Consider the following 15,180-nt stretch of genomic DNA (forward strand, 5'->3'; position numbering starts at 1 on the left):
ACCTTCGCGGGGGCCTGGTCCGATGGTCGCGGTCAACTGCGGCGGAAGCGTCCGAGCCATGCGTGCACGTCAAGGAGTTCCGACGTCGTCGGGATGACGCCGCGGATGAGGGACTCGTCGATCGACTCGACTGTCCAGCCGTCGGCGAAGCCGTCGCGCAAGTGGTCGGCGGAGCGCTTGAGGGCGGGCGGCTCGTCGTTGTCCGGAAGCGGCGCCGGTATTCCCTCGACGGCCTCGGCGAGCCGCGTCTGCATCTCCGCGGACCCCCGGTCGCTGATCGAGAGGATGTGTACCACCGCCCCCGGGCGGCAGGCCCGGTGCAGGGCCGCCGCGTACGACCGCAGCCTGTCGCCCTCGAAGGTGTGCGCGAGGCCGGAGTCGATCGCGGTGTCGAAACACCCTTCGTAGCCCTTGAGTTCGAGGGCGTCGGCGACGTCGAAGACGGCTTCGAGTCCGCGTTCCCCGGCCTTGCCCCGGGCGAGGGAGATCGCCGTCGGCGACAGGTCCAGCCCCGTCACCGCATAGCCCTTGCCCGCCAGGTGGAGGGCGTCCTCACCCGTGCCGCACCCCGCGTCGAGCACCGCGCCGCCGATGAGACCCGATTCCTCCAGGGCGACGTAGGCGGGCTGAGGTGCCCCGATGTCCCACGGTGGGCGCTCGCCGAACGGACTCTCCCCGCGGTAGACGGCGTCGAACACCTCGGTCATCGCAGCGGGTCCGTCGGGTGAGCCGACAGGTTCAGTCATGGGTGCCATGATTGCGGCGCCTCCCACCGTGTCCTCGGTGTATTGCGGACTTCTGTCACGGAGGTACCGCGCGTCGGTCAGCGCGATCCGTACTTGCGTACCGCGAGCGGGGCGAAGACCGCGATCAGGCCGACCGACCAGGCCACGGTCTGGAGCACGTAGCTCGTCGCCGGGCCCCCGCCGAGCAGTGCGCGCAGGGCGTTCACGGCCGCCGTCATGGGACTGTGGGCGGCGTACGCCTGCAGCCAGCCCGGCATCGATCCGGTCGGTACGAAGGCCGAGGAGATCAGCGTGAACGGAAAGATCCACACCCCGCCGACCGCCTGGGCGGCTTCCGCGTTGCGCACCGACAGCCCGAGGTAGGTGGCGAACCACGACACCGCGTAGCCGAACAGCAGCAACAGCAGCAGGCCGGCCAGTACGGGCAGGAGGCCGTTGCGGAAGCGGAAGCCGACCAGCACGCCGATTCCCACGGTCACGGCGGCCACACCGATGTTGCGGAAGATCTCCGACAGCGTGCGTCCGATCAGTACGGAGCTACGGCTCATCGGCATCGAGCGGAAGCGGTCCATGAGGCCTTCGCGCATCTCGGCGGCGACCCCGATGGTGGTGCCGGCCGCCGAGCCGTAGAGCGCCATCTGGACGAGGATGCCGGGCAGCAGGAACTGGATGTAGCGGTCACCGCCGACATCGATGGCACCGCCGAAGACGTACGTGAACAGCAGGATGAACATCACCGGCTGGACCAGCGAGAACATCACCAGGTCGGGGCTGCGCAGCACGTGCCGTACGTTGCGCAGGGTCATCTCCCACACGTCGGAGAGCCACCACCCGAGGGTGTTCCGCGCCTGCGTGGACGAGGTGCCGTTCTGCCGTGTCAGCGTGGTGGAGGTCATGTCCGCTCGGTTTCCTTCCGGGGGTCGCGCTGGTCGGAGCCGTGCTCGGCGGACCGGCCGGTCACGGCGAGGAAGACGTCGTCGAGAGTGGGTCGGCGGAGGGCCACGTCGCCGATCGCGACCCCGGACTCCCTGAGCAGGTGAAGGAGGTCGGGCAGGGTGCCGCCGTCGGTCAGCGGCGCGCGGACCACCATCTTCTCCGGATCGGCGACCGGGTCGGCGCCCAGCCGATCGCGCAGGAGCCGCACCGTGCGGTCCATGCCCTCGCTGTCCAGCAGAGTGATGTCGACCCGGTCCCGACCCACCTGGGCCTTCAGCTCGGCCGGGGTGCCGCCGACGATGACCCTTCCCCGGTCGATGACCGAGAGGGAGTCGGCGAGCTGGTCCGCCTCCTCCAGGTACTGCGTGGTGAGCAGGACGGTCGTCCCCTCCCCGACCAGCTCGCGCACGAGCCGCCACACCTCCATACGGCTGCGCGGATCGAGACCGGTGGTCGGCTCGTCGAGGAAGATGAGCCTGGGCCGTGCCATGAGGCTGGCGGCGAGGTCGAGCCTGCGCCGCATTCCGCCGGAGTAGGTCCGGGGCTGCCGGTCGGCCGCGTGGTCCAGGCCGAACCGTTCCAGCAGTTCACTCGCGCGTGCCCGGCAGTCGGACCTCGACTGCCGGAACAGCCTGCCGATCATGTGCAGGTTCTCGCGCCCGGTGAGCAGTTCGTCGACGGCGGCGTACTGGCCGGTGAGCCCGATGAGCGAGCGGATCCGTCCGGGATCGTCGCGCACGTCCACGCCGAACACCTCGGCCGCTCCCTCGTCCGGCCTGATGAGGGTGGCCAGCACCCGGACGGTGGTGGTCTTGCCGGCGCCGTTGGGGCCGAGCAGGCCGTGCACGGTGCCCTCGGGCACCGTGAGATCGACGTGGTCGAGGACGGTGAGCGAGCCGAAACGCTTGCACAGTCCGGCCGTTCTGATCGCTACTGGCATCTGCCGTGGTTCCTTTCCGGATCCGACGCGGCCTTGGGGGCGTACGAGGGCGATTCCGGCGACGTGGCGGGCGCGCGTGCCGGGCGCCGGGGCGGGCGGGGCTGCGGCGGCACGCCCCAGGGGGTGGGTGGTGACGGGCGGCGGCCGGCTCAGGGGCGCACCGCACCGAGCAGCGCCGACATGTGGATGGCGTCGGCGGCCGCGGCGCCCGCCGCTGTCGACGCGGTGACCGACTGCTTCCAGCGGCTGGCCAGGTCCCCGGCCGCGTACAGGCCCGGCACGCTGGTGCACTGGAAGGCGTCGACGCCGATGAAGCCGGCGTCGTCGACCGTCAGCTTCAGCTCTTCGGCCGTCCGCCGCACGACGGAGTGCTGCCGCTGTCGCGGCGTCCAGACCAATGTCTCCCGCTCCAGGACCCGGCCGTCGGCCAACTCGACGGCGTACAGCGCCCCTTGACGGTGGTGCAGACGGCGGACCGTTCCCGTGACGACATCGCCTCCGTTGCTCCGCGCGGTCGCGCGAGCGGTCTCCAGGCCGGGCATGGACTCCTCGCAGATCGCGATGGTGTCCTCGCTCCAGGCGCGGAAGGCGAGTGCCGACAGTCCCGCGAGTTCCGCGTTGTCGGCGACGGTCGCCCAGCGCCCGCCGGCGTTCTCCTCGCCCAGGCAGAACGGGCAGTGGATCACGCTGCGGCCCCAGCACTCCGCGAAGCCCTCCACGTCGGCGGGGTGGACGTCTACGACACCGGTGGCGAGCAGGACCGTTCGGGCCTCGACGGTCTCACCGCCGCCGAGGGCGACCCGGAAGCCCTCGCCCGGAGCGGGCGTCACGCTGTCGACGTCGGCCTCCAGCCGTTCCACGGTTGCGTACCGGGACAGTTCACGCCAGGCGCGCGCCCGGAATTCGGCGGGCGTGACGCCGTCCATGCCGAGGTGGCCGTGGACGCCCGCCGACGCGCTGTTGCGCGGTGCGCGAGGGCTGTCCACGACGGTCACGGGGTGGCGGTATCTGGCCAGGCCAAGGGCTGCGGTGAGCCCGGCGGGGCCGGCCCCCACGATGACGGTTGTGTGGTCGGGGTGCGAGGGCATCGGGCTGGTCCCTTCCGTCGGGCGGCAGGAGCGGGTTCCGTCCGCGCAGGAGCGATCCGGCGGGTGCGCTGCGGGCGGGACGCCGGGAGGGGCGGTCCGCGGACGCAGGCCGCCGGCCCGCATTGTGGTCGCTGCCGTGGTACCGGGGACGTGTGGGTGAAAGAGGTGAGCCAGACGGTCGTGCGGCCGCGGCGGCACGGGCGGCGGCGCCTGCCGGCCCGGCGCGAGCCGGCCGCGCCCGACGCCTCCGCTCCGCGCGGTCCACCTGTCGAGGGGGACGTGGCCGTGACGCGTCAGGCGCCGACGTACTGTGCCAGGTGCTCGCCCGTGAGGGTGGGGCGGGTGGCGACGAGATCGGCGGGTGTGCCCTCGAAGACGATCCTGCCGCCGTCGTGGCCTGCGCCGGGGCCGAGGTCGATGATCCAGTCGGCGTGCGCCATGACCGCCTGGTGGTGCTCCACGACGATGACCGACTTGCCGGCGTCCACCAACCGGTCGAGCAGGGCGAGCAGTTGCTCGACGTCGGCCAGGTGCAGGCCGCTGGTCGGCTCGTCGAGGATGTAGACGCTGCCCGTTCCGGCCATGTGGCCGGCCAGCTTCAGTCGTTGCCGCTCGCCGCCGGAGAGGGTGGTGAGCGGCTGGCCGAGGCTGAGGTAGCCCAGGCCGACCTCGGCGAGCCGGTCGAGGAGGGCGTACGCGGCCGGCGTACGTGCCTGACCCCTGCGGAAGAAGTCGGCGGCCTCGGCCACCGGCATCGCGAACACCTCGCTGATGTCCCGGCCTTCGAGCCGGTACTGGAGCACCGAGGCCTGGAACCGCTTGCCCTCGCACTCCTCGCAGGTGGTCGCGACGCCGGCCATGATCGCCAGGTCGGTGTAGATGACACCGGCGCCCTTGCAGGTGGGGCAGGCGCCCTCGGAGTTGGGGCTGAAGAGAGCGGGCTTGACCCCGTTGACCTTGGCGAACGTCTTACGGATCGATTCGAGCATGCCCGTGTAGGTGGCCGGGTTGCTGCGCCGGGAGCCCTTGATGGGCGCCTGGTCCACCGTGACGACGCCACCCCGGCCCGCCACCGAGCCGTGGATCAGAGAACTCTTGCCGGAGCCCGCGACCCCCGTCAGCACGGTCAGCACGCCGAGCGGGATGTCGACGTCGACGTCGCGCAGGTTGTGGGAGTTCGCGCCGCGTACCTTCAGCACCCCGGTCCGCTCGCGCACGGAGGACTTGAGCGAGGCCCGGTCGTCCAGGTGTCGTCCGGTGACGGTGCCGCTGGCCCGCAGCCCCTCGACGGTGCCTTCGAAGACCACCTCGCCGCCCTTGGTGCCGGCCTGCGGTCCCAGGTCGACGATGTGGTCGGCGATCACGATCGTCTCCGGCTTGTGCTCTACGACCAGCACGGTGTTGCCCTTGTCCCGCAGTCGCAGCAGCAGCTCGTTCATCCGCTGGATGTCGTGCGGGTGCAGGCCGACGGTGGGTTCGTCGAAGACGTAGGTGACGTCGGTGAGCGCGGAGCCCAGGTGGCGGACCATCTTGACGCGCTGGGCCTCACCACCCGAGAGCGTGCTTGAGGACCGGTCGAGCGAGAGGTAGCCCAGGCCGATCCGGACGAACGAGTCGAGGGTCTGGCCGAGCACCGTGAGCAGTGTCGTGACCGATGGATCGGTCAGACCGCGGATCCAGGCCGCGAGGTCGCTGATCTGCATGGCGCAGGCGTCGGCGATGTTGACGCCGTCGATCTCCGCGGACCTGGCGGTCGCGCTGAGCCTGGTGCCGTGGCACTCGGGGCAGGCGGAGAACGCCACCGCCCGTTCCACGAAGGCACGGATGTGCGGCTGGAGCGTCTCCTTGTCCTTGGACAGGAACGACTTGCGCACCCGCGCGAGGAGGCTCTCGTAGGTGGTGTTGATGCCCTTGACCTTGATCTTGACCGGGTCCCGGTCGAGGAAGTCGTGCCTTTCCTGCTCCGTGTAGTCGCGGATCGGCTTGTGCGGGTCGAGGAAGCCCGACTCGGTGAACGTCTGCACCACCCAGCCGTCGGGCTTCCAGCCGGGCACCGTGATCGCGCCGCCCGCGAGCGACTTGGAGTCGTCGAAGAGCTGGGCGGGATCGATGTCCGAGACGGCGCCCATTCCCTCGCAGCGCAGGCACATGCCGCCGACGACGCTGAAACCCTTCTCGATCTTCTTGCCGTTCACCACGAGGACACCCGACGCGTCGGCCGAGGCGACGTTGAAGGCGAACGCCTTCTGCGACCCGATGTGCGGCTCGGCGAGCCGGCTGAAGAGGATGCGCAGCAGCGTCCCCGCGTCGGTGGCGGTGCCGACCGTGGAGCGGGGGCTGGTGCCCATCGGCTGCTGGTCGACCAGGATCGCGGTGGTCAGGCCGTCGAGCACGTCCACCTCGGGCCGCGCCAGGGTGGGCATGAAGCCCTGGACGAAGGCGCTGTACGTCTCGTTGATCAGCCGCTGCGACTCCGCGGCGATCGTGTCGAACACCAGGGAGCTCTTGCCCGAGCCGGAGACCCCGGTGAACACGGTCAGCCGCCGCTTGGGGATCTCCACATGCACGTTCTTCAGGTTGTTCTCGCGCGCCCCGTGCACACGGATCAGGTCATGGCTGTCGGCGGCACACAACGCGGAAGGCCGGGTGTCCGTCTCCGTGCCGACCGTCATGGTGTCCCTCCCGTATGTCGGACGCGATATGCCTTCGTCCTGCGACGTGATGACGACTTCCTGAACGTCCCGATTCATGGGACTCAAGCGTATACCTGCAAACTCCGTTGAGGCTTTTGGAGAAACCGCAAGGAGTTTCTGGGATAAAGTCTCAAACCGTGAAGTACCTGCGCCCGTTCGACCTGGCCCGTGAGCACGGCATCTCCACCCAGGCGGTCCGCAACTACGAGCGGGACGGATTCATCCCGCTCGCCCGGCGCACCCCGTCCGGCTACCGCACCTACACCGAGACCCACGCGGCGGCCCTGCGCGCCTATCTGGCGCTCGTCCAGGCCTACGGCCACGCCACGGGCGGGGAGATCATGCGGTCGCTCAACACCGGCGACCTCGACGCCGCGCTGACGGCCGTCGACCGCGGCCACGCCCAGCTGCTGCGCGACCGGAGCACGCTGGACGCGGTGGGGCGGGCGGTGGAACACCTCACCTCCGGCCCGGGCGTCGCCGAGCTCCCGACCATCGGCAGCGAGGCGCTCAGCATCGGTGAACTCGCCCGCCGTCTGCGGGTGACCGCGGCGACGCTGCGGAACTGGGAAGCGGTGGGCATCCTCGCTCCTGCCCGAGAGCCGGTCACCGGCCACCGCTTGTTCGGCGCCACGGACGTACGCGACGCCGAGCTGTCCCATCTCCTCAGGCGCGGGGGCTACCCGCTGGAGCGCATCCGCGCGGTGATCCAGCAGATTCGTACGGCCGGCGGCACCGAGGCGCTGTCCGCCGCCCTCGACGACTGGCGGCGACGGCTGACGACCCGCGGTGTGTCCATGCTCGACGCGGCGGCCCGGCTCGGCGGGTACGTGGCCCTGCTGGGTGTCGACGTCCCCCTGGGGACCAACCCAGCGGGTGCGGGGAGCAGAGCTGAGCCCGCCTGGGAGTAACTCACTGTGCGGGACCACCCCCGCAGGTGCGGGGAGCAGTTGCCGTTGCGGTCGGGCACGAGCGCGGTCGTGAGACCAACCTCGCGGGTGCGGGGAGCAAGGCATCCGTCAGGTCCTCGATCTCGGCTGCGGGGGACGCTCCCCGCGGGCTCGGGGTTGGTCCCACCTTCGGCCAGGTCCTCCTGGTGGTCGTCTCCTGCTTCCCGCGCCCGCAGGGTTGGTCCATAGGGGGCAACCTCGTCGTGCGCCTTCTCGACGTGCTCCCCTTCACTCGCGGAGATGGCCCCGGCGCCATGCCAGGTGCTGTGGTGGAAGTGCCGCGCTCCCCGACCCCGCGGGGATGGTCCCCAGAACCGGGCGGTGCGCCTGCTCACGGAAGCACGCTCCCTGGCCGGATGCACTCTCTACCAGCCTCGGAACCGGTCCCAGGTCATGGACATCCCAGGGACTTTTCAGGGACTTTCACGCCTGTCCCAGGGACTTTTGAGGGACTTTCCGCCGCGTAAGGAGGGAAGGCCCTGACAGCGTTGAAAGACAAGAACACGCTGGTCAGGGCCTATATCGTCAGCATTCGATGATGTTCACCGCGAGGCCCCCGCGCGCGGTCTCCTTGTACTTCACGCTCATGTCCGCCCCCGTCTCCTTCATCGTCTTGATGACCTTGTCGAGGGACACCTTGTGCGAGCCGTCCCCCCGCATGGCCATCCGTGCCGCGGTGACCGCCTTCACCGCGGCCATGCCGTTGCGTTCGATGCAGGGGATCTGGACCAGCCCGCCGACGGGGTCGCACGTGAGGCCGAGGTTGTGTTCCATGCCGATCTCGGCGGCGTTCTCGACCTGTTCGGGGGAGCCGCCGAGGACCTCGGCCAACGCGCCCGCCGCCATCGAGCACGCCGAGCCGACCTCGCCCTGGCAGCCGACCTCGGCGCCTGAGATGGAGGCGTTCTCCTTGAAGAGCATGCCGATGGCGCCGGCCGAGAGCATGAAGCGGACCACGCCCTCCTCGTCCGCGCCGGGCACGAAGTTGACGTAGTAGTGCAGGACGGCCGGGATGATGCCGGCGGCGCCGTTCGTGGGGGCGGTCACCACACGGCCACCCGCCGCGTTCTCCTCGTTCACGGCCATCGCGTAGAGCGTGATCCACTCCATCGCGTGCGCCAACGGGTCGCCCTCCGCCCGGAGTTGGCGTGCCGACATGGCGGCCCTGCGGCGGACCCGGAGGCCGCCCGGCAGGATGCCCTCCCGCGCCATGCCCCGCGAGACGCACGCCTGCATCACGCGCCAGATCTCCAGCAGCCCGGCCCGGATCTCCTCCTCCGTGCGCCAGGCGCGCTCGTTCTCCAGCATCAGCGCGGAGATCGACAGACCCGTCTCCTGGGTGAGGCGCAGCAACTCGTCGCCCGTGCGGAAGGGGTACTTGAGGACCGTGTCGTCCAGCTTGATGCGGTCGGCGCCGACCGCCTCCTCGTCGACTACGAAACCGCCGCCCACCGAGTAGTACGTCTTCGACAACAGCTCCTCGCCCGCCGCGTCGTACGCCCACAACGTCATGCCGTTCGCGTGGTACGGCAGGGTTTTCCGGCGGTGCAGCTTCAGGTCGGCGTCGTAGGAGAAGGGGATCTCGTGCTCGCCGAGGAGGCGGATGCGGCCCGACTCCTTGATCCGCTCGACCCGTTCGTCCGCGCCCTCCACGTCCACCGTGCGCGGCGACTCGCCCTCCAGGCCGAGCAGCACCGCCTTCGGGGTGCCGTGCCCGTGGCCGGTGGCGCCGAGGGAGCCGTACAGCTCGGTGCGGACGGAGGCGACGGAGTCCAGCAGGTCCTCGTTGCGCAGCCGGCGCGCGAACATGCGGGCCGCCCGCATCGGGCCGACCGTGTGGGAGCTGGACGGGCCGATGCCGATCGAGAACAGGTCGAAGACCGAGATGGCCACGGTGACTCCTCAGAACGCAGGACAAGCAGGGTGGTGCAAGGGGGCGGGACACCGGCGCACACCTCCCAGTGTGCGCCGGTGTCCCCGACGGCGACTGCCGCCCGGTGGGCCGAACTACAGCCCGGGATACAGCGGGTACTTCTCCGCCAGCGCGGTCACACGGGCCTTCAGACCCTCCACGTCGTACGACGGCTTCAACGTCTCGGCGATGACGTCCGCGACCTCGGCGAAGTCCTCGGCCGTGAAGCCGCGGGTCGCCAGCGCCGGGGTGCCGATGCGCAGGCCGGAGGTGACCATCGGGGGCCGCGGGTCGTTCGGGACGGCGTTCCGGTTGACCGTGATGCCGACCTCGTGGAGCCGGTCCTCGGCCTGCTGGCCGTCCAGCTCGGAGGTGCGCAGGTCGACCAGGACCAGGTGCACGTCCGTACCACCGGACAGGACGTCGACCCCTACGGCCTTCACGTCGTCCCGCACCAGGCGCTCGGCCAGCAGCCGCGCACCCTCCACGGTACGCCGCTGCCGCTCCTTGAAGTCCTCGGTCGCGGCGACCTTGAAGGAGACCGCCTTCGCGGCGATCACGTGCTCCAGCGGACCGCCCTGGAAGCCCGGGAAGACGGAGGAGTTCAGCTTCTTCGCGAACTCCTTCTTCGCCAGGATGATGCCGCCGCGCGGGCCGCCGAGCGTCTTGTGGGTCGTGGACGTGACGACATCCGCGTACGGGACGGGGTTCGGGTGCAGACCCGCCGCCACCAGGCCCGCGAAGTGCGCCATGTCGACCCACAGGTACGCCTCGACCTCGTCCGCGATCCGGCGGAACTCCGCGAAGTCCAGCTGGCGCGGGTACGCCGACCAGCCCGCGATGATGACCTTCGGCCGGTGCTCCTTGGCGAGCTTCTCCAGCTCGGCCATGTCGACCAGACCGGTCGTCGGGTCCACGTGGTACGCGACGACATTGAACTGCTTGCCGGAGAAGTTCAGCCGCATCCCGTGGGTCAGGTGACCGCCGTGCGCCAGGTCCAGGCCGAGGATCGTGTCGCCGGGCTGGGCCAGCGCGAACAGCGCGGCCTGGTTCGCGGAGGCGCCCGAGTGCGGCTGCACGTTGGCGTACTCGGCGCCGAACAGCTCCTTGACCCGGTCGATCGCGATCTGCTCGGCCACGTCGACGTACTCGCAGCCGCCGTAGTAACGACGGCCCGGGTACCCCTCGGCGTACTTGTTGGTGAGGACCGAGCCCTGCGCCTCCATGACCGCGACCGGAGCGAAGTTCTCCGAGGCGATCATCTCCAGCGTGGACTGCTGCCGGCGCAGCTCGGCGTCGACGGCGGCGGCGATGTCCGGGTCGAGCTCGTGCAGGGGCGTGTTCAGAACAGACATCAGGTGTACGACTCCTCAGCCGGCGGAAAACGCGGTGTACTCGTCGGCGGAGAGCAGGTCGCCCGGCTCCTCCGCGACGCGCACCTTGAACAGCCAACCCCCTTCGAAGGGGGCCGAGTTCACCAGCGACGGGTCGTTCACGACGTCCTCGTTGATCTCGGTGACCTCGCCGCCGACGGGCGAGTACAGGTCGGACACCGACTTCGTCGACTCCAGCTCACCGCAGGACTCGCCCGCGGTCACCGTGGAGCCGACGTCGGGGAGCTGGGCGTAGACGACATCGCCGAGCGCGTTGGCCGCGAACTCGGTGATGCCGACCGTCGAGACGCCGTCCTCGGCGACCGACAGCCACTCGTGCTCCTTGCTGTAGCGCAGCTGCTGGGGGTTGCTCATGGCCTGAATTCTCCTGTACGCGGGGGAGTGCTGATGAATGGGGTACTACGGAGGACATCGGCGGACAGGGGCGATCCGCCCCGGGTCACAGACGTGACGCTACGACGACTGTCACTTCTCGCGCTTGTAGAACGGCAGTGCCACGACCTCGTACGGCTCGTGACTGCCTCGGATGTCCACGCCGACACCGGCCGTGCCCGGCGCCGAGTGCGCGGCGTCGACGTAGGCCATGGCGATGGGCCTGCCCAGCGTGGGGGAGGGGGCGCCGGAGGTGACCTCGCCGATCACCTGGCCGTCGGCGACGACGGGGTACCCGGCGCGCGGGACCCGGCGGCCCTCGGCGACGAGCCCGACGAGGACGCGCGGCGGCTGCTCGGCGGCGCGCTCGGCGGCCGCCTCCAGGGCCGTACGCCCGACGAAGTCGCCGTCCTTCTCGAACTTCACGACCCGGCCGAGCCCGGCGTCGAACGGGGTGAGGGAGGTCGACAGTTCGTGCCCGTACAGCGGCATGCCCGCCTCCAGGCGCAGGGTGTCCCGGCAGGACAGCCCGCACGGGATCAGCCCGACCGGCGCCCCGGCCTCGGTCAGCGCCAGCCACAGCTTCTCCGCGTCAGCGGGGGAGACGAACAGCTCGAAGCCGTCCTCGCCGGTGTAGCCGGTGCGGGCGATCAGCGCGGGGACGCCCGCGACCGTGCCGGGCAGACCGGCGTAGTACTTCAGGCCGTCGAGGTCGGCCTCGGTGAGCGACTTGAGGATGCCGGGGGACTCGGGCCCCTGCACGGCGAGCAGCGCGTACGCGTCCCGGTCGTCGCGGACGACCGCGTCGAAGCCGTCGCTCCGCTCGGTGAGCGCGTCCAACACCACCTGGGCGTTGGAGGCGTTGGCGACGACCATGTACTCGTTGTCAGCCAACCGGTAGACGATCAGGTCGTCCAGGATGCCGCCGTCGGCCTGGCAGATCATGGTGTAGCGGGCGCGGCCGAGGCCCACGGAGGCGATGTTGCCGACGAGCGCGTAGTTGAGGAGTGCGGCCGCGTCCGGTCCCGTGACCGTGATCTCGCCCATGTGGGAGAGGTCGAAGAGGCCGGCCTTCGTGCGGACGGCGAGGTGCTCGTCGCGCTCGGAGCCGTAGCGCAGCGGCATGTCCCAGCCGGCGAAGTCGGTCATCGTCGCACCGAGCGAGCGGTGCAGCGCGTCGAGCGCGGTGCGGCGCTTCTCAGGGGTGGCGGTACTGCTCATCGGTCGGTCTCCCAAGGCATGACGGCGAGGTCGTTCCTCCCCATCTGTCATCGGGACCTGAGAGGTTCGCCATGACCGCGCGCGGAACATGGGTTGCACCTTGGGTGGGACCACCGTCGCCGGCGGTCCGCTTTTCAGATGTGCCTCGCCCGCGCGGTAACGGGGCCTGAGAGATTCAAGGGAGGGACTTGCTCCTTCGGCGCCCCAGATGACGTACGACTGGGGACTCTCCCGCGCGGATTCAAGCGGCCGGTATGCAGTTAGGCGGGCACATCATCGCACAGGCTTTGTAACAGGCCTGTGGCCGGACGCGAACGGAACCGCGAGACACCGTGCATTACCTTCTCTTTACGTTCAGTGGGGAGAACCTTTCCTGACCCCGCAGGGAGGACGATCACGGTGACAAGGACCACGGTGTACGCCACGACCTCGGCCGTAGCGCTGCCCGAGCAGCCCTCGGCCCCGGCCAGGGAGGCATGCCCGGCCCGCCCGGTACCGACGGTCCGCGATCTCCGCGAGCGCGCCGGCCACAGCCCGCACGGACTCCGCTTCGGCCCCCGCGACCTGGTCGTCGTCACCGGCCTGCCCGGCAGCGGCAAGTCCACACTGATGCGGCGCGCGGTGGCGGGCGGCGACGGCGTCCGCGTCGACAGCCAGGACACCCGCGACCGCTGGGACGCCCGCGTGTCCCGCGTGTTCCGTACACCCGGCCTTCTCCCCTACGCGATCTACCGCCCCCTGGTCCGCCTCGCCCACTACGCCGGACTGCACCGCGCGCTGCGTTCCGCGTCCGGAGCCGTCGTGCACGACTGCGGTACGCAGACGTGGGTGCGCGGTTGGCTGGCCCGCGCCGCCGGGCGCCGGGGCGGCGCGCTGCACCTGGTGTTCCTCGACGTCAGCCCGGACACCGCGCTCGGCGGTCAGCGCGAGCGAGGGCGCGGGGTCTCGCGGTACGCGTTCCTGCGTCACCGCAGGGCCGCCGCCCGCCTGTTGCGCTCGGTGGAGCGCGGTGATCTGCCCCGGGGCGTCGACTCGGCGGTCCTGCTGGACCGGGACGCGGCGGACGTGCTGCGCCGGATCGACTTCGCGGACTGAGCCGCTAGCCTTTTCAGCCACAGCAGGGTTACAGCAGGCGGTTTCACCAGCAGGCGGTAGGTAGATGGACTTCCCGGCGGACTTCCCCGGTCAGGCGTACCCCCACCCCCATCCGCACGGCGGTTGGCCGGGCAACGAGCTGGAGGAGGTGCTCTCGACCTCCCTCGGCATGCCCTCGGCCGGCGGCCGGATCGTCGAGGTGCTCGGCCGCAGCTTCGTCTGGGTCCCGCTCCCCAGCGGCGGCGGCCCGCAGAGCGGTCCGCTGGACCTGCCGACACTGGACATCGAGGGGCAGGCGTACGTCCCGGTCTTCAGCTCCGAGGAGCAGTTCCGCCAGGTCGTCGGCTCGCATCTGTCGTTCACGATCGCGCCGGCGGTGGAGTTCGCCCGTGGGCTGCCCCCGCAGGTCGGCCTCGCGGTGAACCCGGGCGGCATGGTGGGCGTCCCGCTCCCGCCCCTCGCGGTGGCCGAGCTGTGCCGCATCGGCCGCACCGCCCTCGACGGTCCCACCAGTGGCGGCCGCGTCCGCCTCTTCGAACCCGACTGGCAGGACGACCCGGTCGACTTCCTCGCCGCCGCCTCCGCCGAGTTCGCCGCGATCGGTGTGGTCGGCTCGGCCCGCCGCTGCCTCGCCGCCATCGAGACGGCCGCCCCGGTCATGTTCGTAGGCGTAGAACTCACCAACTGGGACGGCGACTTGAGAGCGGCCCCCATGGAGGCCCTGGCCCGGGCCCTCGGCACCACCACGGTCCCCTGGCAGGTGAACCTGGTCCTCCTGGACGTGACCCAGGACCCGGTGGCGGACTGGATGAGGCAGACGGTGCGCCCCTTCTATACACAGGGTCACTGAGGCGCCCCACAGGGGCGCGGGGCTGTGCCGATCCGCGGCTCCATCGCGGGGCGCGCCCCGCCACGAACGACCCGCACTCGCCAACGCACACAAGGCCCCCACCCATTGGGCGCTTAAGCTGTTTCCCAACGCAGGCCAACTACCAGAAGGGGCGGTACACGTGAGCGCCAGCGGCACCGCGACCGGCCAGGTCGAGCACATGCTGCGCCAGGTGACGCCCGGGCGCTACGACGCCTACGAGGCGCTCCTGCGCGCCCTCGCGACCCCCCACTCCGGTCAGATCTGGATGCTCCTGTGGCACGGCCAGTCCGGCTCACCGGACGCCCAGTACGGAAACATGCAGGTCGACAAGTACGGCTACGCCCCCTGCGTCACCTCCGCCCAGGAACTGTCGGCGAGCGGCTGGAACCGCTCCTACGAGGTGGTCGACGGCCTGGACGTGGCCCGCACCCTCTACCCCGACCACTTCGGCCTCTGGCTCAACCCGCACGCTCCCGGCGGCGGCGTCGGCATCCCCTGGCTGGACCTCCGCCGGATCGCCACAGGCCTGGAACGCCAGCCGGCCGGGCCCCTGCGGCTGTCGGAACCGGGCATCGAGATCCCGCAGTTCTACGCCACGCTCGCCCAGAACGCCCACCGCACCCCGGCGGTCCGCGCGCTGCGCCGCGCCTGGGTGCAGCCCGCGCTCGGAGCGCCGTATCTCGCGATCGGTCTGGACGTCTACGACACCAGCCCGCCCGCCGTGGACTCGGTGCGCGGCATGATGCAGCAGTCGATCGGCGCGGTCCCCGACGGGCTGCCGGTGTCGACCGTGGCGATGTCCGACGAGTACGACCCGGTCGCGCTCTGGCTGCGGGCGAACGCCCGCCCGTTCTACGACCGTGAGGCCCACGCGGCGCCCGCTCAGGCGGGCGGGTACGGATACCCACCCGTCCGTGGTGGATACTGAACCCGCGAGTCCTCTTCTCAGCTTCTCCGCAGGA

General features: G+C 70.7%; 13 protein-coding genes and 1 riboswitch. Of the genes, 4 read left to right on the top strand and 9 right to left on the bottom strand.

Features of this window, described 5'->3' with window-relative positions:
• Window positions 1–32: 32 nt before the first annotated feature.
• From OG496_RS38325 to OG496_RS38345, 5 genes are all read right to left on the bottom strand, one after another.
• Window positions 33–746, bottom strand: a complete 714-nt coding sequence (locus OG496_RS38325) for a class I SAM-dependent methyltransferase (protein WP_405974131.1) — start codon at window positions 744–746, stop codon at window positions 33–35.
• 77 nt (window positions 747–823) lie between these two features.
• Window positions 824–1,642, bottom strand: a complete 819-nt coding sequence (locus tag OG496_RS38330; protein WP_405974132.1) for an ABC transporter permease — start codon at window positions 1,640–1,642, stop codon at window positions 824–826.
• A complete protein-coding gene (locus tag OG496_RS38335) occupies window positions 1,639–2,622 on the bottom strand; it encodes an ATP-binding cassette domain-containing protein (protein ID WP_405974133.1) in 984 nt (327 codons plus the stop codon). Before OG496_RS38335 ends, OG496_RS38330 begins: the two co-directional genes overlap by 4 nt.
• Window positions 2,623–2,771: 149 nt before the next feature.
• Window positions 2,772–3,710 (bottom strand): NAD(P)/FAD-dependent oxidoreductase, encoded by a 939-nt coding sequence (locus tag OG496_RS38340; RefSeq protein WP_405974134.1) that lies wholly within the window; start codon window positions 3,708–3,710, stop codon window positions 2,772–2,774.
• 293 nt (window positions 3,711–4,003) lie between these two features.
• Window positions 4,004–6,382, bottom strand: coding sequence for an ATP-binding cassette domain-containing protein (locus OG496_RS38345; RefSeq protein WP_405974135.1), 2,379 nt, complete (start codon window positions 6,380–6,382; stop codon window positions 4,004–4,006).
• 158 nt (window positions 6,383–6,540) lie between these two features.
• Between OG496_RS38345 and OG496_RS38350 the strand changes: the two genes are divergently transcribed.
• Window positions 6,541–7,314, top strand: a complete 774-nt coding sequence (locus OG496_RS38350; protein ID WP_366490042.1) for a TioE family transcriptional regulator — start codon at window positions 6,541–6,543, stop codon at window positions 7,312–7,314.
• Window positions 7,315–7,878: 564 nt separating this feature from the next.
• Here OG496_RS38350 and OG496_RS38355 read toward each other — a convergent pair.
• From OG496_RS38355 to gcvT, 4 genes are all read right to left on the bottom strand, one after another.
• Complete coding sequence (locus tag OG496_RS38355; RefSeq protein WP_399387380.1) at window positions 7,879–9,246, bottom strand: L-serine ammonia-lyase; 1,368 nt, start codon at window positions 9,244–9,246, stop codon at window positions 7,879–7,881.
• 114 nt (window positions 9,247–9,360) lie between these two features.
• Window positions 9,361–10,620, bottom strand: coding sequence for a serine hydroxymethyltransferase (gene glyA, locus OG496_RS38360; protein ID WP_405974136.1), 1,260 nt, complete (start codon window positions 10,618–10,620; stop codon window positions 9,361–9,363).
• A gap of 15 nt (window positions 10,621–10,635) precedes the next feature.
• Window positions 10,636–11,013 (bottom strand): glycine cleavage system protein GcvH, encoded by a 378-nt coding sequence (gene gcvH / locus OG496_RS38365; RefSeq protein WP_019058529.1) that lies wholly within the window; start codon window positions 11,011–11,013, stop codon window positions 10,636–10,638.
• Window positions 11,014–11,124: 111 nt separating this feature from the next.
• Window positions 11,125–12,252 (bottom strand): glycine cleavage system aminomethyltransferase GcvT, encoded by a 1,128-nt coding sequence (gcvT, locus tag OG496_RS38370; protein WP_405974137.1) that lies wholly within the window; start codon window positions 12,250–12,252, stop codon window positions 11,125–11,127.
• Between the two features lie 144 nt (window positions 12,253–12,396).
• Window positions 12,397–12,496: riboswitch (glycine riboswitch) on the bottom strand.
• A gap of 149 nt (window positions 12,497–12,645) precedes the next feature.
• Here gcvT and OG496_RS38375 point away from each other — a divergent pair.
• From OG496_RS38375 to OG496_RS38385, 3 genes are all read left to right on the top strand, one after another.
• Complete coding sequence (locus tag OG496_RS38375) at window positions 12,646–13,347, top strand: AAA family ATPase (RefSeq protein ID WP_405976798.1); 702 nt, start codon at window positions 12,646–12,648, stop codon at window positions 13,345–13,347.
• A gap of 64 nt (window positions 13,348–13,411) precedes the next feature.
• Window positions 13,412–14,197 carry an enhanced serine sensitivity protein SseB gene (locus tag OG496_RS38380; RefSeq protein WP_366490046.1) on the top strand — a complete coding sequence of 262 codons (786 nt, stop codon included), beginning with the start codon at window positions 13,412–13,414 and terminating at the stop codon, window positions 14,195–14,197.
• A 160-nt stretch (window positions 14,198–14,357) separates the two neighbouring features.
• Window positions 14,358–15,146 (top strand): enhanced serine sensitivity protein SseB C-terminal domain-containing protein, encoded by a 789-nt coding sequence (locus tag OG496_RS38385; protein WP_366490047.1) that lies wholly within the window; start codon window positions 14,358–14,360, stop codon window positions 15,144–15,146.
• Window positions 15,147–15,180: the final 34 nt, after the last annotated feature.

Origin of the sequence: Streptomyces sp. NBC_00988 (assembly GCF_045162645.1) — a bacterium.
Lineage (GTDB): Bacteria > Actinomycetota > Actinomycetes > Streptomycetales > Streptomycetaceae > Streptomyces.

Coding starts and splice junctions, on each gene's coding strand:
- OG496_RS38325 (WP_405974131.1), bottom strand. CDS start 746: ATGACTGAACCTGTCGGCTCACCCGACGGACCCGCTGCGATGACCGAG.
- OG496_RS38330 (WP_405974132.1), bottom strand. CDS start 1,642: ATGACCTCCACCACGCTGACACGGCAGAACGGCACCTCGTCCACGCAG.
- OG496_RS38380 (WP_366490046.1), top strand. CDS start 13,412: ATGGACTTCCCGGCGGACTTCCCCGGTCAGGCGTACCCCCACCCCCAT.
- OG496_RS38345 (WP_405974135.1), bottom strand. CDS start 6,382: ATGACGGTCGGCACGGAGACGGACACCCGGCCTTCCGCGTTGTGTGCC.
- gcvH (WP_019058529.1), bottom strand. CDS start 11,013: ATGAGCAACCCCCAGCAGCTGCGCTACAGCAAGGAGCACGAGTGGCTG.
- OG496_RS38340 (WP_405974134.1), bottom strand. CDS start 3,710: ATGCCCTCGCACCCCGACCACACAACCGTCATCGTGGGGGCCGGCCCC.
- gcvT (WP_405974137.1), bottom strand. CDS start 12,252: ATGAGCAGTACCGCCACCCCTGAGAAGCGCCGCACCGCGCTCGACGCG.
- OG496_RS38335 (WP_405974133.1), bottom strand. CDS start 2,622: ATGCCAGTAGCGATCAGAACGGCCGGACTGTGCAAGCGTTTCGGCTCG.
- glyA (WP_405974136.1), bottom strand. CDS start 10,620: ATGTCTGTTCTGAACACGCCCCTGCACGAGCTCGACCCGGACATCGCC.